Annotated in this window: 22 protein-coding genes; 14 read left to right on the top strand and 8 right to left on the bottom strand. The window is 60.0% G+C overall.

The genetic code is table 11. The annotated features are described in order from the left end of the window. Nucleotides 1-13: 13 nt before the first annotated feature. Entirely contained in the window at nucleotides 14-505 is a 492-nt protein-coding gene (locus tag LC343_RS08155) for a tripartite tricarboxylate transporter TctB family protein (RefSeq protein ID WP_223476609.1), read from the bottom strand. 60 nt (nucleotides 506-565) lie between these two features. Next, nucleotides 566-1,516, bottom strand: a complete 951-nt coding sequence (locus LC343_RS08150; RefSeq protein WP_223476608.1) for a Bug family tripartite tricarboxylate transporter substrate binding protein — start codon at nucleotides 1,514-1,516, stop codon at nucleotides 566-568. Nucleotides 1,517-1,932: 416 nt separating this feature from the next. Here LC343_RS08150 and LC343_RS08145 point away from each other — a divergent pair, with 416 nt between their 5' ends. Continuing rightward, entirely contained in the window at nucleotides 1,933-2,640 is a 708-nt protein-coding gene (locus tag LC343_RS08145; protein WP_223476607.1) for a GntR family transcriptional regulator, read from the top strand. Between the two features lie 47 nt (nucleotides 2,641-2,687). Here the strand turns inward: LC343_RS08145 and LC343_RS08140 are convergent, their stop codons facing one another. The 3 genes from LC343_RS08140 to LC343_RS08130 form a co-directional block, all read right to left on the bottom strand. Further along, the gene (locus tag LC343_RS08140) at nucleotides 2,688-3,731 is read right to left on the bottom strand and encodes an ACP S-malonyltransferase (protein WP_223476606.1); all 1,044 of its coding nucleotides are present in this window, start codon (nucleotides 3,729-3,731) and stop codon (nucleotides 2,688-2,690) included. Beyond that, nucleotides 3,728-5,812, bottom strand: a complete 2,085-nt coding sequence (locus tag LC343_RS08135) for a dehydrogenase E1 component subunit alpha/beta (protein WP_223476605.1) — start codon at nucleotides 5,810-5,812, stop codon at nucleotides 3,728-3,730. Before LC343_RS08135 ends, LC343_RS08140 begins: the two co-directional genes overlap by 4 nt. 116 nt (nucleotides 5,813-5,928) lie before the next feature. Then, nucleotides 5,929-7,131 (bottom strand): acyl-CoA dehydrogenase, encoded by a 1,203-nt coding sequence (locus LC343_RS08130; protein WP_223476604.1) that lies wholly within the window; start codon nucleotides 7,129-7,131, stop codon nucleotides 5,929-5,931. 250 nt (nucleotides 7,132-7,381) lie between these two features. Here LC343_RS08130 and LC343_RS08125 point away from each other — a divergent pair, with 250 nt between their 5' ends. Further along, on the top strand, nucleotides 7,382-8,293 hold the full coding sequence (locus LC343_RS08125) for a LysR substrate-binding domain-containing protein (protein ID WP_223476603.1): 912 nt from the start codon (nucleotides 7,382-7,384) through the stop codon (nucleotides 8,291-8,293). Between the two features lie 179 nt (nucleotides 8,294-8,472). On the opposite strand, the gene LC343_RS08120 is transcribed toward LC343_RS08125, so the two are convergent. From LC343_RS08120 to LC343_RS08110, 3 genes are read right to left on the bottom strand one after another with little or no spacing between them, the layout of a single operon-like run. Beyond that, nucleotides 8,473-9,852, bottom strand: coding sequence for an FAD-dependent oxidoreductase (locus LC343_RS08120; RefSeq protein WP_223476602.1), 1,380 nt, complete (start codon nucleotides 9,850-9,852; stop codon nucleotides 8,473-8,475). Then, the gene (locus LC343_RS08115) at nucleotides 9,849-10,193 is read right to left on the bottom strand and encodes a putative quinol monooxygenase (protein WP_223476601.1); all 345 of its coding nucleotides are present in this window, start codon (nucleotides 10,191-10,193) and stop codon (nucleotides 9,849-9,851) included. The genes LC343_RS08120 and LC343_RS08115 overlap by 4 nt, the downstream gene beginning before the upstream one ends. Then, a complete protein-coding gene (locus tag LC343_RS08110) occupies nucleotides 10,190-10,951 on the bottom strand; it encodes a GntR family transcriptional regulator (RefSeq protein ID WP_223476600.1) in 762 nt (253 codons plus the stop codon). The genes LC343_RS08115 and LC343_RS08110 overlap by 4 nt, the downstream gene beginning before the upstream one ends. Nucleotides 10,952-10,969: 18 nt before the next feature. Here LC343_RS08110 and LC343_RS08105 point away from each other — a divergent pair, with 18 nt between their 5' ends. From LC343_RS08105 to otnC, 12 genes are all read left to right on the top strand, one after another. Further along, nucleotides 10,970-11,797, top strand: coding sequence for an alpha/beta fold hydrolase (locus LC343_RS08105; RefSeq protein WP_223476599.1), 828 nt, complete (start codon nucleotides 10,970-10,972; stop codon nucleotides 11,795-11,797). Between the two features lie 144 nt (nucleotides 11,798-11,941). Next, on the top strand, nucleotides 11,942-13,165 hold the full coding sequence (locus LC343_RS08100; RefSeq protein WP_223476598.1) for an ABC transporter substrate-binding protein: 1,224 nt from the start codon (nucleotides 11,942-11,944) through the stop codon (nucleotides 13,163-13,165). 81 nt (nucleotides 13,166-13,246) lie between these two features. Then, nucleotides 13,247-14,197, top strand: coding sequence for a carbohydrate ABC transporter permease (locus LC343_RS08095; RefSeq protein WP_223476597.1), 951 nt, complete (start codon nucleotides 13,247-13,249; stop codon nucleotides 14,195-14,197). A gap of 3 nt (nucleotides 14,198-14,200) precedes the next feature. Continuing rightward, nucleotides 14,201-15,028 (top strand): carbohydrate ABC transporter permease, encoded by an 828-nt coding sequence (locus LC343_RS08090; protein ID WP_223476596.1) that lies wholly within the window; start codon nucleotides 14,201-14,203, stop codon nucleotides 15,026-15,028. Between the two features lie 12 nt (nucleotides 15,029-15,040). Next, nucleotides 15,041-16,144, top strand: a complete 1,104-nt coding sequence (locus LC343_RS08085; RefSeq protein ID WP_223476595.1) for an ABC transporter ATP-binding protein — start codon at nucleotides 15,041-15,043, stop codon at nucleotides 16,142-16,144. Nucleotide 16,145: 1 nt separating this feature from the next. Next, nucleotides 16,146-16,823: an RraA family protein gene (locus tag LC343_RS08080; RefSeq protein ID WP_223476594.1), complete on the top strand. Its 678-nt coding sequence runs from the start codon at nucleotides 16,146-16,148 to the stop codon at nucleotides 16,821-16,823. Next, entirely contained in the window at nucleotides 16,813-17,826 is a 1,014-nt protein-coding gene (locus LC343_RS08075) for an NAD(P)-dependent oxidoreductase (RefSeq protein WP_223476593.1), read from the top strand. The genes LC343_RS08080 and LC343_RS08075 overlap by 11 nt, the downstream gene beginning before the upstream one ends. Next, a complete protein-coding gene (locus tag LC343_RS08070; RefSeq protein WP_223476592.1) occupies nucleotides 17,820-18,638 on the top strand; it encodes an amidohydrolase family protein in 819 nt (272 codons plus the stop codon). Before LC343_RS08075 ends, LC343_RS08070 begins: the two co-directional genes overlap by 7 nt. Then, a complete protein-coding gene (locus LC343_RS08065; RefSeq protein WP_223476591.1) occupies nucleotides 18,635-19,627 on the top strand; it encodes a Gfo/Idh/MocA family protein in 993 nt (330 codons plus the stop codon). Before LC343_RS08070 ends, LC343_RS08065 begins: the two co-directional genes overlap by 4 nt. Beyond that, entirely contained in the window at nucleotides 19,624-20,166 is a 543-nt protein-coding gene (locus tag LC343_RS08060; RefSeq protein WP_223476590.1) for an RbsD/FucU domain-containing protein, read from the top strand. Before LC343_RS08065 ends, LC343_RS08060 begins: the two co-directional genes overlap by 4 nt. Beyond that, on the top strand, nucleotides 20,163-21,404 hold the full coding sequence (otnK, locus tag LC343_RS08055) for a 3-oxo-tetronate kinase (RefSeq protein ID WP_223476589.1): 1,242 nt from the start codon (nucleotides 20,163-20,165) through the stop codon (nucleotides 21,402-21,404). The genes LC343_RS08060 and otnK overlap by 4 nt, the downstream gene beginning before the upstream one ends. After that, a complete protein-coding gene (gene otnC / locus LC343_RS08050) occupies nucleotides 21,401-22,048 on the top strand; it encodes a 3-oxo-tetronate 4-phosphate decarboxylase (RefSeq protein ID WP_223476588.1) in 648 nt (215 codons plus the stop codon). The genes otnK and otnC overlap by 4 nt, the downstream gene beginning before the upstream one ends. Nucleotides 22,049-22,433 lie beyond the last annotated feature (385 nt).

The raw sequence follows: 22,433 nt of genomic DNA, 5'->3' as shown, positions 1-22,433 counted from the left end.
TCGTCGTTCCTGCCTAGGGTAGATCGATGTAGAAGAAATTCTTGAACGCGTAGACCGTGGTGATTCCGACGATCAGCGCGATTGCCACCGAGGGCAGAATCGTGCGGGGCCGAAACCCGTTCAGGACGAGCATGAGCGCGAGAAGAAATGCGGGCGTCAGAATAACTGCGTCAAGCAGCCGTTGCTGGAGCGCGAAAGCAAAGGCGATCGCGATGCCCAGACAGATCGCGGCCTTATCGGTACGTCGCCTGTGGCTGACTGCTTCGTCCTCCGCCTCCGCCGTCGGGTCGGCTGCAGGGCGCATCTCGGCAAGCGTGCGCCAGATCAGGATAACGCACAATAACCCGATGAGCACTGAGACAATCTGGGGGATGGATGCGGACCCGAGAGGCTCGCGTGTCGAAGCGGGCAGGCTTAGGGTCGACCAGAAGATCGACACCACGATGAAAAGGAGCGCCGAATACACGGCGACCTCAAACCATCCGGAGGACCGTTTGTCGTTCATATTTCCAAATCTCTTGTTGGCTGCACCGGCCCCGCTTCGGGACCGGCGCCATCAGGGATACTATTCGCCGCGCAGACGCGCCCCGATCGCCGAGATCTTGGCCTTCTCGGTCTCCATCGCGGACTTCAGTTCGTCGCCGGTAAGGATGACGTGCTCGACACCGTGCACCACAGACTGCTCGCGAAGGTAGTCAGTCTCCATTGCCTTGACCATGGCGTCGCGGAAGGTGGCAACCCGGTCCTCCGGAGTATCCTTGGGCATGAACCACCAGCTGTACATGCAGAACTCGGTATCGTAGCCGAGTTCGTGGAATGTCGGCACGTCCGGGTAGTCGGGATGCCGCTCGGGTCCCATGTAACCGAGCACACGCAGCCCATTGGTCGATGTACTCGACAGCGAAGAGGTGGAGGTCGCGTTGACCTCTGCGTGTCCACCCAGCAACGCGGGATATGTCTTTGCGGTCCCACCGAACTGGACGTGCCTGAATCTCGCGCCAGGCAAAGAGTCCTCGGCGAGAACGGACGCTATGTGGTTCGCACCACCCAGATTATCCGCCGAAATGATCGTGTCGGGATTTGCCTTCGCGGCTTCCAGAAGCTCGGGAAGGGTTTGATATTCCGACTCTTCACGCACCACGAGCATGTAACACTGGCGGTCGGTGCCGGCGACGAGTTTGAAATCGTCGGGTCCGAAATCGACATTGCCCATGGCCTGCGCACCGTTCGCAGCGACGTGCCAGATCAGCGCGGAATGGCCATCCGGTTCGGAGTCTTTCACCTGACGCGCGCCGATGGTGCCGGCTGCGCCTGGGATGTAGCTGACGATGATCGGAACCGGCAGCAGATCGTTGTCCTCGATCGCCTTGACCATCACCCGGGCGGAGTTGCTGGTAAGGCCGCCCTGATTGAACGGAACGATCAATCGGATGGGCTTTTCAGGATAGGTCTGGGCAGCGGCTGGTCCACCGACCAACAAAGCGGCAGCCGCCACGGTCCTTAAAAACAGTTTCATAAAGTCTTCCTCCCTGTGTTTTTGCGGTTCGATTGAAATTTACTGTCCGATCCTCCTCGGGCAGCTATTGTCCTTCACGCCGTGTCCCGGTCCCGCCTTGACATTCGGGATGGGGCAAGCCTTCGGGCGCCTTCCCGTGCGATGTCTTCCTCGGCGGCGAACTCCGTCGTTCACTGAACGATGTTCGTCCGGACCAGCGTGCTGGCGCTACGAGGCATCCCGTCCCGAACATCCTGAGATCGCGACACCTGACGTCACCTTGCCTTCCGCCATCGACGAGCGCCTTCCTGAAACAACTTGCTTTCCATGGAATGCCAGGCGTTATGATAGAATTTGTACGCATTGCCCTACATGTGTCAACACAAACTACGAGATGTCGACACTTTTTGAAGGTCAAAATCGATGGAAGATGAACGATGAATTCTGATCGGAACGGAACGGCGGACTTCGGAGAACGTCCCCTGGTGGACCTGCTGCTCGAGCGGCTGGAGCATCTGATCCTTGAAGGCGATCTGAAAGCCGGCGATCGGCTGAAGGAAAAGAGTCTGGCGGCGCAATGGGACGTCAGCCGCGGCCCCATTCGGGAAGCCTGTCGGATTCTTCAGGAAGCCGGCTTGGTCGAGGTACTTCCCAATCGGGGCGTTATCGTCAGACGGGTGCAATTGCAGGACGTACTGCACGAGTACGACATCCGCGGCGCGCTCTGGCGGCTCGGAGGGCGCGAGGCCGCACGAAACCTTTCGCATCGGCAGATGGACGAATTGGAGGTTTTGATCGAGAAGATGGATGCGGTGATCGGCGACGACGACATCGACGCCTATATCAAGCTGAACACGCGGTTTCACGACGCCATCGCCTCGGCCACCGGGAACCGTCCGTTCATCGTCCTGCAGCGGCGGCTGTTCCTTCAGTCGCGTCTCTTCCGACGCCAGTCGCTGGCGACGGAATCCGGGCTGCCGGAACGCAACGATGACCACCGGCTGATGCTGGAGGCCTTCCGGAGGGGCGATGCGGAGGCTGCAGGTGCGCTTTCGGAAGAGCATGTCCTGCGCAGCAAGGCGCGGTTCATCGCCAACTTGGAGAAAGCCGGGGCGCTGTCGGTGAGCTATGACTCCGCGCCTTGACGGGAGCCGCGCCGCGCCCGCCAGGTTCGTGCAGAGCATGCGGGTGGTCATTGGGTTCCTGCCCCGGACACCGTGGTGCGCTGATCCGGGAGGCCCATTGAAGCCAGAACCGGGGAGGTTTCCTGAACGGACCTGAAATCGTCCTTGCTGCCCATGCCGCGCCAATTCGCGAGGATGAGCGACTGCGCGACCGCTCCGCCAAGCGTCGTACCGGGGCCGGTGATGATGAAAACATCGGGAGCGAACTCGCGCGCGGCGATCGTTACGGCGCGGGTGAAATCATAGCCTTTCGTGACCTGTGCGCCCAGCGTGTAGTCCCAGAGCGCTTCGGTGCTGACCGTCTTCGGCCACCAGATCTCGCCGCGCCCGTCTATCAACGGCAGATCGGGTTGGGTGAAAAGCCCGGGTGACAGCATCGCGCGACCCTGCGCCGCAACCGGCGCCTGCAATGCTGTGTGAAACGCCGCGTGGTTGCCAAGGCGCATGGGGAATCTGCCCTGCAAGGGCTCGACTGCGGCCTCGAACGCCGTCAAACCCGCCTCGTTTCCGGCAAGGACCAACATGCCGCCAAGGTCGATCGAGATTGAGAGGGCGTTGTCCGGTTGGGCGGCGATGGCATCGACAGCAGCCAAAAGCGCTGTCTTGCGGGCCGGATCCGGGCGCCAGTCGTCCCCGACGAATGGATATATCAGCTGTCCGCCGATCATCGCCTCGTGCATCAGTGTGCCCATGGTATTGGCAATCGAGAAGCCGTCCAGAGCCGAGACTGCGCCGGCGCAAGCGAGCGCCGAGTACCATCCCATGGAATTGCCGGTGACCGCGACGATCTTCACCTGCTCGCGATCAATCGACAGAAAGTCGCCAAGCGTCGCGGCATAGATCAGCCCCGCCGCATTGTCGCCGCGGGTGTGCGTGGCCATCGAGAAGCGGGTGGCCCCGTCAAGTTCCGAGAGCGTCGGCTGTCCTTCGGCGCTCCTCAACGCGTCGAATTGCGAAAGCAGGCCCGGATCGGGAAAGTGCCGCCCGAGATAGCCGAGCTCAGACTTGTTGTAGGTTCCCCGACCGGGACAGATGATGGCGGCTGTCTTCATGCCGATGCTCCCGTTAGGGCGCGGGCGGCGGCCACGATCGCCTCTGCCGAGGGCATCGTCGCGGCATAGGATGGGCCGGTGGCGATGAAACTGTCCTCGGCGCACAGGCGCACAGGCGGGATCGCGGTGCGTTCGCTCATCAGCGCCATAAGCGATTCCGCCAGACCGCCAGTCCGGCGGGTTTCATCCACGATCAGCACGTGCCTGCAGCCGGAAACCGCCTTTTCGATGGCCTCCTCCGGTAGCGGGGACAGCCAGCGGAGATCGATCACGCGCGTTGCGATTCCCGCCTGCTCCAGTTCCTGCTTCGCTTGATGCGATAGATAGGCGCCGTTACCGAAGGTCAGAATTGCAAGGTCATCGCCGTCGCCATAGATGCCGACCTCGCCGAGCGCGACACGCTGCGACCGGTCGGGATAAGCCGTCATCCATCCCTTGTCGCCCGGCTCGTGCAGGTCGCGCGTGTGGTAGAGCGCGATCGGTTCCAGGAACACGACCAACCTTTGTTCCTCCCGGGCCAGCCGAACACATTCGCGCAGCATCATCGCGGCATCCGCACCGTTGGATGGACACGCCAGGATCAGCCCCGGAATATCCCGCAGCACCGCCACCGAATTGTCGTTGTGGAAATGTCCGCCAAAGCCCTTCTGGTAGCCGAGCCCGGCAATTCGCAGCACCATCGGGTTGGTGTACTGCCCGTCCGAGAAGAAGGGCAACGTTGCGGCCTCGCCGCGAAGTTGGTCCTCGGCATTGTGCAGATAGGCGAGGAACTGGATTTCGGGAATGGGCACGAAGCCGTTGTGGGCGAGGCCGATCCCGAGCCCGAGGATGGATTGTTCGTCAAGCAACGTGTCGATAACCCGAGACGCGCCGAAGCGCGCGATCAGCTTCTGCGTCACGCCGTAGACGCCACCCTTGCGGCCGACATCCTCGCCCATCAACACGATTTCGCCGTGGTCGAGCATCAGATCCGTCAGCGTCCAGTTGATGAGCCGCGACATGGTCTGGGGCTCGTTCATCGCCTTCAGATCGCTCCCGAAGATCCGTGCCCTATCCTCGATGCCTGGGCCGTTCGTCGGCTTGCAGGCGCGCGGCGGCGGGATGAGGCTGGCCATGACCTCGCCGGCCGTCGACAGACGGGGACGCGTGACAACCTCGGCTGCGATGCGGTCGACGCGTTCTGCCGTCTCGCTATAAATTCCCAGGCTTTCCGAAGGGGTTGCGGCACCGGCTTCGGCCAACAGTCGTACAGTGTGCAGCAACGGGTCGTTCGCCTCTTCGGCTTCCACGTCGTCGCGCGACAGATAGGTCGTGGGCACATCGGCGCCAGCATGACCATAGAGCCGGATTGTCCGAATGTGCAGGAAGGCCGGCTTGCGACAGGTACGGACATAGTTCGCGGCGTCGCGCGCCACGCGGTATGTGTCGAAGATGTCGAGTCCGTCGCAGGCGAAATACTTCAGGCCGGGCCGGGTCGAGAAGGTTGCGGCAATCCAGCCCTTCGGCGTTCGCGTCGAGATCCCGATGCCGTTGTCCTCGCAGACGAAAAGCAGCGGCAGCGGAACCGATTGGTAGTCTGTCCATTGCGCGGCGTTGAAGGCGCCTTGTGCGGTGGAGTGATTGCACGAAGCGTCCCCGAACGAACACATGACGATTCCGCTGTCCTCCAGGGCTTTGTGTTCCGGAGGGTGCCGACGGGCGAGTCCGATCGAATAGGCTGCACCAACAGCCTTCGGTATGTGGCTGGCGATCGTGGACGTCTGTGGCGGAATGTTGAGCGTCTTCGACCCCAGCACCTTGTGCCGCCCGCCGGAGATCGGATCATCCGCGGAACAGGCAAAGGACAAAAGCATGTCCCATGTCACGGATTGGCCCGGCACTTGGCTGGCGCGATGGATCTGAAACGCTGCATCGCGGTAGTGGAGGAAGGCCATATCGGTTGGCCGCAATGCCGCGGCCACGGCAGCCATACCTTCGTGACCCGAGGATCCGATCGTGTAAAAGCCCTGCTTGGCTTCCTGCATCTTCCGGCTGGTGCGATCCAGCGCCCGGCACAGGCAGCCTGAGCGGTACAAGGACACGGCGTCCTCCCGTGAAAGCGGTCCGGCCGGGGCCTTCCCGACGGGCAAGTCTTGCTGGGCGACCCGCCGCAGGAAGTTTTCGTGAACGATTGTCGAGCGATCCATCGGGCCAGTTCTCAGAAGAAAGCCTGCAGACCTGTCTGGGCCCGCCCGAGGATCAGCGCGTGGACGTCATGCGTACCTTCATAGGTGTTGACGGTCTCGAGATTGATCATGTGCCGCATCACCTGGAACTCTTCCGATATGCCGTTGCCGCCATGCATGTCGCGTGAGACGCGGGCTATTTCCAATGCCTTGCCGCAGTTGTTGCGTTTGATCAGCGATATCATCTCGGGCGCGGCCTGGCCTTCATCCAGAAGACGGCCGGTGCGCAGCGCGGCCTGAAGGCCAAGGGCGATTTCGGTTTGCATGTCGGCCAGCTTCTTCTGGAACAATTGGGTTTGCGCAAGCGGGCGGCCGAACTGCTTGCGATCGAGGCCATATTGCCGGGCGGCCTGCCAGCAGAATTCGGCTGCTCCCATGGTGCCCCAGGCGATGCCGTAGCGCGCCCGGTTCAGACACCCGAACGGCCCTTTCAATCCTTCGACGCCGGGCAGGAGCGCGTCTTCCCCGACCTCGACATTGTCCATGACGATCTCGCCGGTCACGGAGGCGCGCAAGCTCAGTTTGCCGGCGATCTTGGGCGCCGACAGACCTTTCATTCCCTTATCGAGGACGAAGCCGCGGATCTTGCCGCCATGGGTCTCGGACTTCGCCCAGACGACGAAAACATCGGCGATTGGCGCGTTCGATATCCACATTTTGGTGCCGGTCAGCACGTAACCGCCGTCGGTCTTTTTCGCGATGGTCCGCATGCCGCCCGGATCCGACCCTGCGTCCGGTTCGGTCAGCCCGAAACAGCCGATGAGTTCGCCCGAGGCCAGTTTCGGAAGGTATTTTCGGCGATGTTCCTCTGAGCCGTAGGCATGGATCGGATACATCACGAGCGAGGACTGGACGCTCATCATCGAGCGATAGCCACTATCCACTCTCTCGACCTCGCGCGCGACGAGACCGTAGGCGACATAGGATGCGCCAACCCCGCCGTATTCCTCCGGCACGGTGACGCCCAGAAGGCCCATCTCGCCCATTTCGCGGAAGATCTCCGGGTCCGTCGCCTCATCCCGATAGGCTGCGGTTACGCGTCGTTGCAGGTTGTCCTGGGCATAGCCATGCGCGGCATCGCGGATCAGGCGTTCCTCACCACTCAGCTGATCCTCGAGCACGAACGGATCTTCCCACGTGAACTTGGACAGAGAAGGTCCGTGTCCGTCACTCATTTCGAATTTCCTCCCAGTACGTCACCTGTCGGAACAGGCTGACTTCAATTCATTCCCGCGATGGTCAATGGCCGACCAAGCGTTTGGACATCCTTCACAGCGCCGCGCGGGTTGGCGCAACCGCGGGCCAAACGATCACTGTGTCGAGCCAATCCGCAACTAGTCATCCCTTAAGGGGCCTGCGCACTTTGTACCGGTAATGACCTTGCATAAAATACGACAATAAGGCATTTTTACATGAGTTTAATTAATGAATCCGCCGATGCAGATCTCAAATCAGTTGCCCTCCCTGGCGCTCCTGCGGTGTTTCGAAGCCGCGGCAAAGCACCAAAGCTTCACCGAGGCCGCCGAAGAGTTGGGGCTGACACAAGGGGCCGTCAGCCGACATGTCAAAGAGCTGGAAGAGCAGATCGGCGCGGCGCTCTTCCTGCGTCAGGGGCGTGGTGTCGGTCTGACGGATGCGGGACGAAATCTCTATCGGGAATTGACGCTCGACCTTGGACGGTTGCGCCAGACCATAGGAAACGCCGTCGCTGCGGGAAGCCGCAAGGAAGTGCTGAGCGTTGCGGTATTGCCCACGTTTGGTGCCCGATGGCTAATACCTCGCCTCACCCATTTCAGATCCGAAAAGCCAGATGTCGAGCTTGTGGTTCACAGCCGGACGGAACCGTTCAATATGATGGAGAACTCTGTCGATCTCGCAATCCATTTCGGAGTCGAAGACTGGCCCGGCGCTCGCCTTTCCCAACTGTGCAGAGAAAGACTTGCGGTTGTCGCGGCGCCCGAACTGATCGACGAATTCGACTTGCGTGAGCCAGCCAATCTGCTCCATGCGCCGCGGTTACACCTGTCTTCGCGGCCTCTGTTATGGGATGCAGTGCGCCAGACGATGACCGTGGTGGACGGTTCGATTCGAACAGGCAGCTATTTCGACCAATTCTCCCTCATCATCAGCGCAGCCGTCGTTGGCCTTGGTGCCGCGATATTGCCGACCTATCTGATCGAAAGAGAGCTTCAACAAGGGTCTCTTACAGAGATCATTTCTGTACCGGATACGCAGGAGCGAAGCTATTTTATTGCGATCCCTGCAGGAGAGATCAAACCGTTGACTGTCCAGTTCGCCAATTGGCTTCGCAAACAGGTCTCTCCGCAACTGGGCTAACTCAGGAACCAGGCGTCTTGCCGGTACACCATCGTTCTCTCACCTCGCATTCTGTGCACAGCCCAAGCGGGTCTGGAACTGAATAGCCCCTATATATGTAGATGCCTTCTTCCCTAATTTTGAGGCGCGGAGGCCATGATGGGCAAAGTCAATTTCAGTGATGATTTCAAGTGACCGGTTTAGGCCTGAGTGGGTGCTATTGATAAATCGTCAGGCGAAAAGCACACACCGTTATTCCCCAATACCTGTCGTAATTCGGACGTTTCGATTTCAGCCAACGTTCTCGGCTCTTGGACGGCTAGAGCCGCCAGGGTGCCTGCGGCTTGGCCCATAACCATACAACTGCCCATCACGCGGACCGACGCCAATGCCTCCGGTGAGGCCGAAGCGCAGCGCCCGGCAATCAGTACATTCCTCGGCCCTTCTGCTGGAATCATCATGCCAAGCGGGATATCATAGTAGCCACGACCGCCAACTGCGCGCCAATCAACAGTGCCGCTTCGGTGTGTTTCGAATGGCCAACACCCCAAGCCGATGGCGTCTTGGCACGTCTTACCTCCCGCGACGTGTTCCGCGTTCAGTTCTCTCTGGCCGAGAATTCGTCGTGTCTCACGGATGCCTATTTGCGGAGCAGTGTCGAGTATGGAGCTCTTCGCGAAACCGTCTACGCGGCTCTTAAGGAACCTGTGGAATTCGCGAACTTGACGCCGCCCTTCCATCTCGGCGCGGGATAATTGAAGAACGTCCGTACCATCGATTGCCTCATCGCTTTCGCTGCGGACCTGCGTCGCATTCGCACGCCATTCCGTGCTGAAAGGCTGAGGGGATACGGAGACGTACTTTCTGGGCAGATCATATTCGCCTGAGGCAATGGCGTCGGCGACCTTGCCGCCAATTGTCTTTCGTATGCCGGCGGCCAGCGCGTCCTCGACATTGCGCATTCGAAACATTGTGGTCGGATACTGCATGAAACCGTGTTCATCGCCGATCTCGAAGGCACATCCGGAAATAGCCGCAAGATCGCCATCTCCCGAGGCGTCGATGAACACTTTTCCGGCTATTGCGCCGCGTCCGGATTTGGACTCAACGACAAGATGGCCGATGCGCGATGCTTCATCCGGATCGGGCAGGGTTGCAACGCCGTAGCTGTGCAGCCGCAGTCGGACGCCGGCATCGTCAACAAGATCGTCAGCTGCGAACTTGTAGGCAGTCGCGTCAAAGGCTTGCGAGATCGCGCCGGGTTTGACGCGGCGAGGATGCGCAAGACCGCCCTGCTGATCGATCAGCGATAACAAGTCATCCGCGAATCCGCGCACAATCCTGCAGGCGTCTTCCGTTCGGTCGAAATAGAGCCCACAGAAACTCGTCACCATCGCGGCGGTCGCAACGCCGCCGAGAAATCCATACCGTTCTATGAGAAGAACGTCCGCGCCCAGCCTGGCCGCGCTAACAGCGGCTGAAAGGCCCGCCGACCCTCCACCAAGAACGACAATGTCGGCTGAATCGATGACCGGCAGACGTCGCGCCTTTTCCTCGACGTGGCTCGTTTGCCGGGTCACGACAACACTTTGTCCGAATGCGTAGTTCCCTGGCTTTCGGGACGCCCGAATGAAAGCGCTGTGTTCCAGACTTCAACGGATTTCGACCGAACGAGCCCCGCTACGGCGGCATCGAAGTGCTTGAAGTGGTCGGATTTCAGGTGGCTCTCAAACGCCTCCGGCGTTTCATAAACCTCCCAAAGAAACATTTCCTCAACGCGAGAAGGGTCGCTCCAGACCTCAAAGACGAGGCAGCCCGGCTCGGTGAGGGATTGTGCGGCCTGTTGACGGATCAGTGGCTCGAACTTTTCGGACTGCCCCGTATGAAGGACGAAGCGGACAGCGACGGCAAACGGCCTCATGCCCGATGCAATCCTCTAACGGAGCTGACCTGGTCTTCCCGCTGAAGATAAGCCTTCTTTGACGGCTCGATATGCCGATCGGCCAGCCGTATCAGCTCTTCCCGCTCACCTGCGGCCAATGCATCGACGATCTCGGCATGCTCGCGAGCCGCCTGCTGGAGCATCACCGGATCTGCCATCCGGTAGGAGCGGATAGCGTGCGCCAGCCAGGCGTATTGTCGGATCGCGTCCGCAAGCAGCTTGTTGCCACACGAATCGAAGAAGACGTCGTGAAATTCATTGTTCAGGTAGTACACCTCTCTGAGGTCGCCGCGATCGACCGCGCGTGCATGCCGGATTTGCAGGTCGCGCAGGCAATCGACGAGATCGCGCGTGGCAGGCAGGGGAATAAGTTCGCAGGCGCGACGGTGAAGCAGCGCGCGCATGTCGTAAATCTCCTCGACTTCACGGGCCGAGAAATCGCGAACCACGGCGCCCCGGTTACGTTCGCGGCGCACGATTCCCATCGTATCAAGGCGTTCGAGTGCGGCTCGAATGATATGCCGGGAGCGGCCAAGGCGAGCAATGAGGTCGTCCTCGATCAGTCTTTCGCGCGGCCTGAGGCGGCCGAAGATGATTTCCTCCTCGATCTCGCGGACCGTCTCCACGAGGGCATCTTCCCCGCGGGTGGTTGAAGCTGAACTCGCCATGGCGTGCCTATCCAGAAAAATCTCGTTGACGCTGATCTTATCAATAATAAGATCGACGAAAAATTGCAACCGGAAAGGGAGGTCGCCTTGCGAGAAGAAGACATGGGGGGGTCGAGGGTACTGCTTTCGGAACGTGAAGGCGCTGAACTGCTGGTTCTTACGCGGCTCGCGTCATCGGGGTCCGGGGCCTGGGGAAGGCTGCCAGAAACTCTGGCCGAAAGGCACAATGTTGTTCTGCCCCGTCACGGGCGGCCCGGTGGTGGTGAGGGCGTCCGCGTGCTCGGTGGCTTTGCGCGCGATATCGAGCGGTTGGTCAATGAGATGGGTGTCGAGCGCTATCATCTGGTTGGCTGGAACGGAGGCGCGCAGATCGCCCTTCAGGCGACGCAGGAGCACCCGCAGCGCTTGGCGTCGCTGACGCTGCTAAGCCCTTTTCGCGCATGGGGTGAGTGCCGGCAGGTCGAAAAAGGAATTGAATTTATTGAATTATTCCTGCGATCGGGGCGCCGGGATCTCTATGTCTGGTACTGGTTCATGGCGGGGCTCAGCGACAGTTATGTCGCGGAGAACTTCGAAGAGGTGGAGCGCCTTGTTTCGTTGAGGTTGGAGAACGATCCATTCGTCGAGCTCGATATCGACGAAGCGATGGCGTGGATGCGCGAGCTTCGCAGGGACCATGTGGGCGACGAGGCGTTAAGGCGCGTGAAAATTCCGGCGCTGGTTATGACCGGATGCCTGAACCGGTGGCACGCGGGCCCGACCCCGGCAATGGCTGAGCGGATAGCGGACCTGCTTCCGGTCGCCGAATTGCAACTGAATGCTGATTGCGGATCGATGATGCCGGTCGAGGCCTCTGATTTCGTTGCGGGGCACATTATGGATCTGATTTCAAAATGGCCGGCAAAGAAAATGTAGATAAGATTATTGACAATCCAGGACTGGCTTGTAGTTTGAAGTTGCGCGCCGCGCGTTTGAGCTGCGTCGCCGCATTGGGAGGAAGTCATTATGAAATCAGCAATTCGCGCAACGGCTTTGGTCGCGGTTACGGCGCTCACGGTGATGCCTGCCGCCAAGGCCGATACGGAGCTGTCTCTGTGGAGCCACTGGGCCGACCAGGGCTCGAAGATCGAGTTCATCGAGGCGGGTATCGAAAAATTCGAAGCGGCTCACCCCGGGGTCACTGTGAAGCCGACATGGTATCAGAAGAACCCGCTCTTCGCGGCGCTCAAGGGCGCATTGCAGGCGGGGCAGGGCCCCGATGTCTTCTACTGTGAGCCCGCGCAGACCGAATACATAGACAATGGCTTTCTGCTGCCGCTCGACGATCACCTGGAGATGAGCAATATCGAAGGGTGGGCCGCGGACACATGGCGCCATGAAGGGAATGTGTATGCGCTGCCGTTGGAGGCGTATACGGTCGAGATCTATTTCAATACCGAGATGCTTGAGGATCTCGGTTTCGATCTCCCGGAAGATGGCCAACTCAGCGCTGCCGATTTCAAGAAACTTGTCGAGGCGGCGGCAGGCGAGGGGATCACCCCGATCGTGCAAGGCGCGGGGGACCGGCCTTTTCCGGGCGCGTATCTGACCCATGAGGTATTGCTCAAGAAAATCGGGATCGACGCCTACGGCGATCTGCTGGCGGGCACAAAGAAGTGGAGCGATCCAGATGTCATGGAAGCTCTCGACTACATGGAGAGCTTGATCGAGGCGGGAGCCTATCCTCGCAGCTTCGCGACAATGAAGCTCGGCGAGAGTCACTACTACTTCTACTCAAATCCGGGCGGCCTCATGTTGCCGATGGGGAGCTGGTACACAAGCCGCGCCTTCAATGCGCCCGACCAGGGCGGCCAGCCTGAAGGCTTTCCTCTTGGCATCATGCAAGCGCCCGCGCTCGACGAAAGCGCCTGCCCGGAATGCAAGACCGCCAATATCGGTGGCAGCTTCTGCGTGAACGCCGAGAGCCCAAATGCCGAGCTGGCGGCCGAATTCCTCAACGCATACGCCGATCCTGAAATGGGCAATCTGTGGCTGCAGAAAGTTCTGGTGCAAACCGGCATCAAGAGCGACGCCAGCACGGTGTCCGGACCTCACGCCGGCTATTTCAAGATGTTGGAGGCTGCTGACAAGAACAACACGTTCTTCCAGGGGACCCCTCACGCGATCCTCAAGGGCCAATGCCTCGAGACTTTCAAGCAGGTTATCAATGTCGCGTTCCCCGCCGGTCAGGTGGGTGCCGGTCAAGCGGCGCAGATGATGGATCAGGCCTGCTCGGCGGGCTGACTTGAAGAGCAGCGCACTTTTCCTGCCCCGGAGGTCTTCCCCGGGGCACGGGCACCGAACCGGCGAATTGGGGAGCGGACTATGACGGATGCGAGTGTCGGCAGGGGGGCGATCCGCCCTCTCGGACGGGTTTTCAGGATCTCGCCGGATGGGCCGCCGCTGGGCACGGTGATGACGTTCCTCACGCCGGCCTTGTTGGTCTATCTGGTCTTCACCGCTTACCCGGTGCTGCGTACTTTCTACAATTCCGTACACATTCTTCATCCGCGAGCCGCTGATGAATATGTCGGAATGCAGCATTACGTGCAGATGACGACAGCGGATCCCACTTTCTGGGTGGCGGTCAAGAACACTATGATCTGGGCCGGATTCGCCCCTCTGCTCGATGTGGGGATCGGCCTGATCCTGGCGATTTGCCTCTACGCCAAGGCGCCTTTCGCGCGGTTCTTCCGCATAGCCTGGTTCACGCCGGTTCTCATCTCCTACGTTGTCGTCGGCATATTGTGGATGTGGATCTACAATTTCGACTGGGGAATCCTGAACGGCGCACTGAGGGCGGTCGGCCTTGAAAGCTGGACCCGTGCTTGGCTCGGCGAGCCGGATACGGCGCTCGTCGCGGTGATGGTAACGCACACCTGGAAATGGGCGGGCTTCAATATGGTGGTTTGCCTGGCCGCCCTCTCGGCGCTGCCCAAGGAAGTTCTGGAAGCCGCCGAGCTCGATAACTGCAACTGGTTCGGCAAGGCCTGGTTCGTCATGATCCCGATGATCCGGCCGACCCTGGTGAACCTGCTTATCCTGTCACTGATCGGCAAGATGAAGATCTTTGATCTGGTCTGGATCATGACCCAGGGCGGGCCCCTATGGGCCACCGAAACCGTTTCAACCTATGTCTACAAGCGCGCGTTCCAGTGGCAGACTTTCGACCTCGGTTACCCCTCCGCGATCGCGGTATTCTGGTTCTTCGTGGTGCTCGTTGCCGTGATGGCGCTCAAATACGCGTTCCGTCAACGCGACAGGCTGGAGTACTGAGCGGTGCCACACAGCAAGGCAATAACGCGGGCGCTGCTCCTCATCGCCATTTCCCTCTACACGGCTTTTTCAGCAGGCCCCTTCGCCTGGACTGCGATGCTCTCGTTTCGCACGACATCGGAAATCAGCAAGGCGCCCTATGCATGGCCTGAGACGTTTCGCTGGCAGAAGTATGTCGAGGCCTGGACTGGCTCCAACTACGATACCTACTTCGTAAACTCGATGGTGATTACGGTTCTGGCCGTTCTGGTGACAACGGTCGTTGGCGCGATGGCTGCGCATTGCCTTGCGCGATATCGGTTTCGGGGCAACCGGCTCATCTACTTCATAATCTTCTCGACGATTATCTTCCCGCCGCAGATCACGATCATCGCGTTGTTCCAGACACTCGTCGATTACGGTCTTTACAATTCGCGGGTCGGGCTGATCCTCGTCTATGTCTCGGTACAGCTGCCGCTGACAGTGTTTCTGCTCGAAGGCTTCTTCGCGCGCCTGCCGCAGGACCTGTTCGATGCGGCGCGGATGGACGGCTATTCCGACGCCGAGATCTTCTGGAAAATCACGGTTCCGATCGGCATGCCGGCCATCGTCACAACCGTCATTTTGAACACTGTCCATATCTGGAACGAGTTCCTCTACGCGGTCGTCCTCATCTCCGATGAATCGAAGCGCACCCTGCCTCTCGGAATTCAGAAATTCATGGGCGATCAGCTTGAGGACATCGGCATGATCGCGACGGGAATGATGATCGCGGTCATTCCGATCGTAATCGTCTACGCGATTTTCTCGGAGAAACTCATTCAAGGCATGACGGCCGGCGCCGTGAAGTAAAGGAACACCGATATGGCAGTCGTGAAACTGAACGGGTTGAGCAAGCGATATGCGGCGACGGCAGCGCCGGCCGTCGACAATGCTGATCTGACAATCGAAGACGGAGAATTCATGGTCTTTCTCGGCCCTTCGGGCTGCGGAAAATCCACCACCCTGCGGATGATCGCCGGATTGGAATCCATCACCGGCGGCGAACTGACCATTGATGGCGCCCGGATGAACGAGGTACCCGCAAAGGACAGGGACATCGCCATGGTGTTTCAGTCCTACGCGCTCTATCCGCACATGACGGTCTTCGAGAACCTCGCATTCGGCCTGCGCCGCCGCGGCTTCGACAAGGCGGAGATCGAACAGCGTGTCACCAAGGCAGCCGCGACACTCGGGCTGAGTGAGTATCTGGACCGCAAGCCGCATGCCCTCTCAGGTGGGCAGCGTCAGCGTGTGGCCCTCGGGCGGGCGATTGTCCGCAATCCCAAGGTCTTCTTGCTGGATGAACCGCTTTCCAACCTCGATGCGGCGCTACGTGTTTCGACACGGGCGGAACTCATTCGGCAACACCGGCAACTTGGCACGACCATGATCTACGTCACGCATGACCAGATCGAGGCGATGACGATGGGCACGCGGATCTGCATCATGAATGGCGGACGCATCGTACAGGTCGGCAAGCCGCTGGAGGTCTATGAAAACCCGGCGGACACGTTCGTCGCCCGGTTTCTAGGCAGTCCGGGAATGAACCTCGTTCCGTCGACCGTCATTCGCTCCGGCGGTGGGTATGCCGTCAAGTTCGGCGGAACGGACTTGGTGATCCCCATGCCGGACATCACGGACGACGACGTCATCCTCGGCATACGACCCGAGGATATCTCCGAAGACGCCTCGGAAGGGTCGGTTTCATTCCAGGGAAACGTCGACACGGTCGAGCCGCTCGGCGCCGATACGCTGCTGCTTTTTCGCGTCGCGGAGCATGACGCCGTGCTCACCGCGCGCGTCGACAGAAGCTTTCAGGCCTTCCCCGGCCAATCCGTGACGCTCCACATCAACTCACCCGGCATCCGGCTTTTCGATTCTCGGACCAAGGCTGCCCTTATGCGAACAGAACCAGAGGACGCCTAAAGTGACTTCAGATCCTGCACTCAAAATTCATCGTGGAATACAACGCGCTTCCGATGCTGACATCGAAAGCCTCAAGGGCGCGCCGACAGGTTTCGTCTGCGACGCCATGGGAAGGGCGGGCGCGATGCATCGGGAGATCGCGCCGATCGTGCCCGGCAGCTTTTGCGGCACGGCGCTGACGGTGCAAACGGTTCCGCGCGACAATCTGGCTCCGTGGGCCGCGCTATCCGTGGCGAAACCCGGGGATGTGCTGGTGGTCGCGGCCGGCTCGGATAATGTCTCCGTGATGGGCGATGTCTTGATCGGCATGGCGAGAAACGCCGGAATCGTCGCGGTGGTTACGGACGGCCTTGTCCGGGACATTGCCGGGCTGGAAGCGGTCGGCATTCCCGTGCTCGCGCGCGGTCTGTCGCCAAATTCGCCGTTCAAGAATGGCCCCGGCGAAGTCGGAGGTTCTATTTCTATCGGGGGCGTTGTCGTCTCTCCGGGCGATGTGATCCTCGGTGATCGTGACGGCGCCGTTGTCGTTCCCGCCAGTCGGATCCGCGAGGTCGTCGGCAGGCTCGACGCGATCAAGGCCAAGGAACTCAAGATGGAATCTGCGGTCGAGGGTGGTGAAACCACCCCGGAATGGCTCGCTCCACGGCTGGACGGAGGCGACGTGATCTATGTCGATTGATCGAACCGAACGGCCGAAGATTCTCTATCTCAGTCATGCGCCCGACGACTTCTACGATCTTATCCGCGATGTAGCCGGGCCGGATTTCGAACTTGTCACGCTCGAGACCGACAGCGAGGAAGAGCGCATCAAGAAGGCTTCGGACGCCGATGGTATCATCGTCGCCGCGTCGCGCCTGAATGCTCCGGTCATCGAGGCGGCGAAGCGCGTCCGCGTAATCCACCACCAAGGCGTCGGTTACCAGGATACGATCGATATGGAGGCGCTGGCGCGAACGGACGCGACATTGGCGATAAATCCGGTCGGAACCACCGTGGGCGTGGCGGAGCATACTTTACTGCTGACACTTGCCACATTGCGGCGTCTTGCCTTTGCCGACAGCGAACTGCGGCATGGCCGGTGGCACATCAACAGTCTTAGGCTAGAGTCAGGCGAGCTTCAGGGCCGCACGATCGGCTATATCGGCATGGGGCGGATCGCGCAGGCTGCGGCGGCGCGGTTCGCGGCTTTTGGCACTGACGGCATATACTATGATCCTCACGCCACGTTGGACGCAGCGACCGCCTCCCGCCTCGGCGTACGCCAGGTTGCTTTGGACGCACTGCTTGCCGAAGCCGACGTCATCACGCTGCATATTCCACTCACCCATGAAACCAGACACATGATCGGCGCGCGCGAGCTTGCCGCCATGAAGAGATCGGCGATTCTCGTCAACACGGCGCGCGGCCCGATCGTCGATGAGATCGCGCTCATCGACGCGTTGCGAAACAGCACGATCGGCGGTGCCGGGCTGGATGTCTTCGAAGAAGAACCGCCAATTGACACGCCCCTCGCGGACTTTCGCAATGTCGTTCTCACTCCGCATATCAGCGCCGGGACCCGCGACGCGCTGCAGGCGAAAATGGAGGCGCTGTTTGACAACCTCCGGCGTTTCTTCAACGACCAGCCGATAGCGAACAATATCGACTTTCCCCGCTGTAAGGACAGGCCTTCGACATGCTGAATACACAGGGCGAGCCGGGGATCGACTGCCATGTCCATATCGTGGACCGGACGCGATTTCCTTATTGCCCGACCTCGGGCGGTTATTTCCCAACCGAGGCCGAGCAGGGGACGCTGGAGCAGTTTAGCGAGATAATGACGCAGCATGACATCGACGCCGCGCTTTTGGTGCAGCCCAGTTGCTACGGTGCAGATGCCGCGGCGATGGTTGACGCGGCAAGACGCCATCCGGGAAGGTTTGGGCTGATCGCGGCAGTGACGACGCCCCGGGATGGCCGCGGTTTTAGCGGGATCCGACTGAATATTGTCAACGGCGCGATGGCTCCAGACGATCCGGCTCTCGCCGCCGCATTGAAGGACGCGGCTGCCACCGGCGTGTGGGTGGAGGTCCAGTGCCCGGCCGCGCGGCTGCAGGAATACTTGCCCGTGTTGTGCGCTTCGGGGGCACGGCTGATCTTCGACCACCTGGGATATCCAGATCCCACGCTTGGTACGAAACAGCCGGGCTTTGAGGCATTGTTATCGCTGGCAAGCGAAAAGCGGCATGCGGTCAAGTTGTCGGGCGCATTTCGTCTCTCGCGAATGCCATTCCCCCACAACGAGCTTGCGCCCTTCGCAAACGAATTGCTGACAGCATTCGGGCCGGATGCCTGCGTGTGGGGCTCGGACTGGCCTTTTGTCGGCGCACGGTATCGGCCTGCCTACGCGGAGACACGTGCGATCTTGTCGCATTGGGTGAGTGACCCTGCCGCCAGACGGATGATTCTGTGTGACACGCCGGCGCGGCTTTTCGGACTGGGGAGCGGAACATGACACTTCGCGTCGCTCTGGCCGGGGCAGGGATGGTCAGCAGGCATCACCTCCTCGCGTGGTCGCGGGTGCCGGATGTCGAACTCGTGGCGATCGCCGATCCGGACATCGAGGCGGCGAAGCAGCGTGCCAGCCAATTCTCGATCCCGGCGGTTTTCGCCGACCCTGCGGAGATGTTGGCCAACGCCACTCCGGATGCGCTGGACATAGCGACGCCTGTCGATACGCACGGTGCACTGATCGAACTGGGGTGCTCGCACCATCTCACCGGCATTCTCTGTCAAAAGCCGTTGGCCTCCTCCCTCGATGATGCGCGCGAAATCACTCGGCGACTGGAGGGGGAATCGACACGCGTGATGATCCATGAAAACTGGAGGTTCCGCCCCCATTTTCAGCAGATCAATGAGTGGCTCCATTCCGAGAGTATCGGGAGACCGCGCCAATTCCTGTTGAACGTGTTCAGTTCCGGCCTGCTGCCACGCGGCGATGAGGCTCCGCCTGCACTGGTGCGTCAGCCATTTATGGCAAAGATGCCGCGCCTGATCGTGCTGGAACTCCTGATCCATCACCTCGATATGCTGCAGGCGCTTTTGGGGCCCCTGAGCGTGCGGTCTGCCGATCTCGCACGGTTGAGTGACGCGGTGATGGGCGAAGACACCGCTACGATCGTCATGGCGGCCGACGACGTTTTCGGAACGATCAATGCATCGCTCAGCGCCGAAGGATATCCGGCAAGGCCGCAGGATTATCTGCAGATTATCGGGAGCGGAGGCCGTATCGTCCTCAACGGGGCGCGGCTGCAGCTTTTCGGCGATACGCCGCTCAAACTTGGCGTCGATCACGATCAGAACTACCAGGCATCCTATGATGCAGCGATCCGGCACTTCGTGGATGCGCTTGCAAGAGGGACGCCGTTTGCAACCTCGCCAACCGATCATCTGCAAATACTCCTGCAGGTCGCGCAGATCTATGAACTCGGAGGCGCCGAATGAAGAAGGGTGGAATCTTGCACCCGCAGCTCGCGCGCGCCATCGCGGAAATGGGGCATTACGACCTCATGCTCGTTGTCGGCGCAGCTTTTCCGATAGCCGCGGAGTTGCGGGATCAGGGGCGGGTCATTGACGTTGCGGTTGCTCCATCATGCCCGTCGCCGGAACAGGTGCTTTCGGCGATCCGCACGGAAATGTGGGTTGAGAAGCTCATTCTGATCGAAGACGCACGGCAATACAACCAGCCCTATGTTGATGGCGTTCATCGCATCTTTCCCGACGCACTGATCGACACGAAGTCTAACGACTGGTTTCACGACGAAGGCGGGCAGAGCGCCAAATACGTCGTTCGCACAGGGGGCTGGACGCCGTTCGGAAATGTGGGTCTGGTCGCCGGCATACCCTTCGTCGACTGGGTCGCATCGACGGGGGGGAAAATGCCGGCAGAATGGCGTGAGCGTCACGATCTGCAGCTTTCGCATCTTTCCGGATCGCCGCAGGCGCAAGGCGATCACCCATCCGGGACTGGAGAGCCGAGATGATCCTCGGTGCGATCGGCGATGATTTTACCGGCTCGTCCGATCTCGGACTCACGCTGGCGCGTGGCGGGATGCGCACAGTCCAATATGTCGGTGTTCCAAATGAGAAGGCGGCTCCAGCCGTCGAGGCGGGGATCGTTGCGCTCAAGACGCGCTCCGTACCGCGGGAGGAAGCGGTCGAACAGTCTCTGGCGGCCTACGCATGGCTAAAGGAACAAGGATGCCGACTGTTCTTTTTCAAATATTGCTCGACATTCGATTCGACACCGCAAGGCAATATCGGACCAGTCATCGAAGCGTTGGTTGACGCCATTGCCACGTCAAATCCGGTACTTGTGTGCCCCGCGTTTCCCGCAACGGGGCGAACAATTTACCAGGGACATTTGTTTGTCGGAGACCGGTTATTGAGCGAAAGCGGTATGGAAAACCATCCGCTCACGCCGATGACGGATCCGGATCTTAAGCGTTGGCTGGCAAGGCAAACAACTCTTGGAATAGGTCACCTCCCGCGACAAGACGATCCCGATGAGGCGCGGGCGGAGATGCTGCGCCTTACTGCCGGCGGTATGCAACTGGTTGTCGCCGACGCGATTGAGGACCGGGATCTCTTGACGCTCGCGGAGGCGGGAAGCGGTTTCGATCTGTTGACCGGCGGTTCCGGGCTTGCGCTTGGCCTGCCGGCGGTACTGGGGTGCACAGGCGATGCGGATATTTGGAAGGGTGTTCGCGGGCGCGCGATCGTTTTTTCCGGCTCGTGCTCGCGGGCGACGCGCGAGCAAATCGATACGCACATCGTAGCCGGCGAACCCGCGATGAAAATCGAAGTCGGCAAGCTGCTTTCAGATGCCGATACTGTCACATCGGTGCTCGACTGGGCTGATCGGCAGATGGGACTTCCGCTAATTTACAGTTCCGCCTCACCTGAAGAGGTCGAGGATGCGCAAAAGCGATACGGTCGGGAACGAAGCGCCGACGTGCTTGAAGCGTTTTTTGGCAAGTTGGCGGCAGCGGCTGTGGAACGCGGATATCGCCGGATCGTCTCTGCGGGCGGCGAGACGTCTGGTGCGGTCGTGAAGGCGCTCGGCATGTCGGCACTGAAAATCGGGCCGGAGATATCGCCGGGCGTTCCCGCGCTGCGCGTCGCGGGCAGGGACCTTGCGTTGGCGTTGAAATCCGGAAATTTCGGATCACGCGATTTCTTCTCGAGGGCAGCGAACATTTTGGAAGGAACCGGCGGATGAGCGATGAAAGCAAGGCGAGGGAAGAAATCTGCCGATTGGCGCGCTCGCTTTTCGACCGAGGCCTTACCAACGGGAGTTCCGGCAACATTTCGGCACGAATCGAGGGCGGTTTCCTCGTAACACCGACCGGGGCAAGCTTCGGTTCGCTCGATCCCGCCCAGCTTACGAAGCTCGGAAGCGACTTTGCCTATGTGGAAGGAGACAAACCCACCAAGGAGTTGCCGCTGCACTCGGCCTTCTACGATACGCGCGGCGCCAAAACCGGCGCGGTCGTGCATCTTCACTCCACCCATTCCGTTGCTGTTTCCATGCTACCGGAGATCGATGCGGACTGCGTTTTCGAGCCGCTGACGGCCTATTCCGTAATGCGTCTCGGTAAAGTGAAGCTCCTGCCATATTTCCGGCCGGGTGACCCAGCCATGGGAGAGGCGGTTCGGGGACTTGTCGGAAAACGCTCCTCAGTGCTGCTTGCCAATCACGGTCCTGTCGTGGCGGCCAAAGATTTGCAGGCTGCAGTCTACGCAGCCGAAGAACTGGAGGAGGTCGCCCGTCTCACGCTATTGACCCGCAACCTCGGTGCGTTGCCGCTATCGGAAAGGGCGGTGGTTGATCTCAGGCGTCATTTCGAGATCGACTGGGAATGACAATGGTTTATAGAGTGCCCGTTGTGCGACATTTCATTTGGCACACCGAAATGTCTGTTTTGGGGCTGTTGTCGACCGACAGCTCTTATGCCAGCATGCCCTTTAATCAGACACGCATCGTCCACGCGGATCTAATCCGCTCCGAGCGTTGCGGGCGGAGCGTGTACTATTTCGCCAATCACGACTGGATCGCGAAGTACGCGAGTTCCCGACGCGCTGGTCATATTGGCGTGGTAGTCGCATTGCATTGATGGGCTGAATGCCTTCTAAAAATGGCTTAGATCGGATTGGCGAATAGCAGTTTCCCACACTATAATATTTTTATGAGCGCAAGAATCCCGCCTGATTCTCTAAGGATCGAAGACCATATAATATTCATCGCCAA

The sequence above is a fragment of the Oricola indica genome (assembly GCF_019966595.1).
GTDB classification, from domain to species: domain Bacteria; phylum Pseudomonadota; class Alphaproteobacteria; order Rhizobiales; family Rhizobiaceae; genus Oricola; species Oricola indica.
The sequence above is the reverse complement of the archived record's forward strand: the minus strand, read 5'-3'. Positions and strand labels throughout refer to the sequence as shown.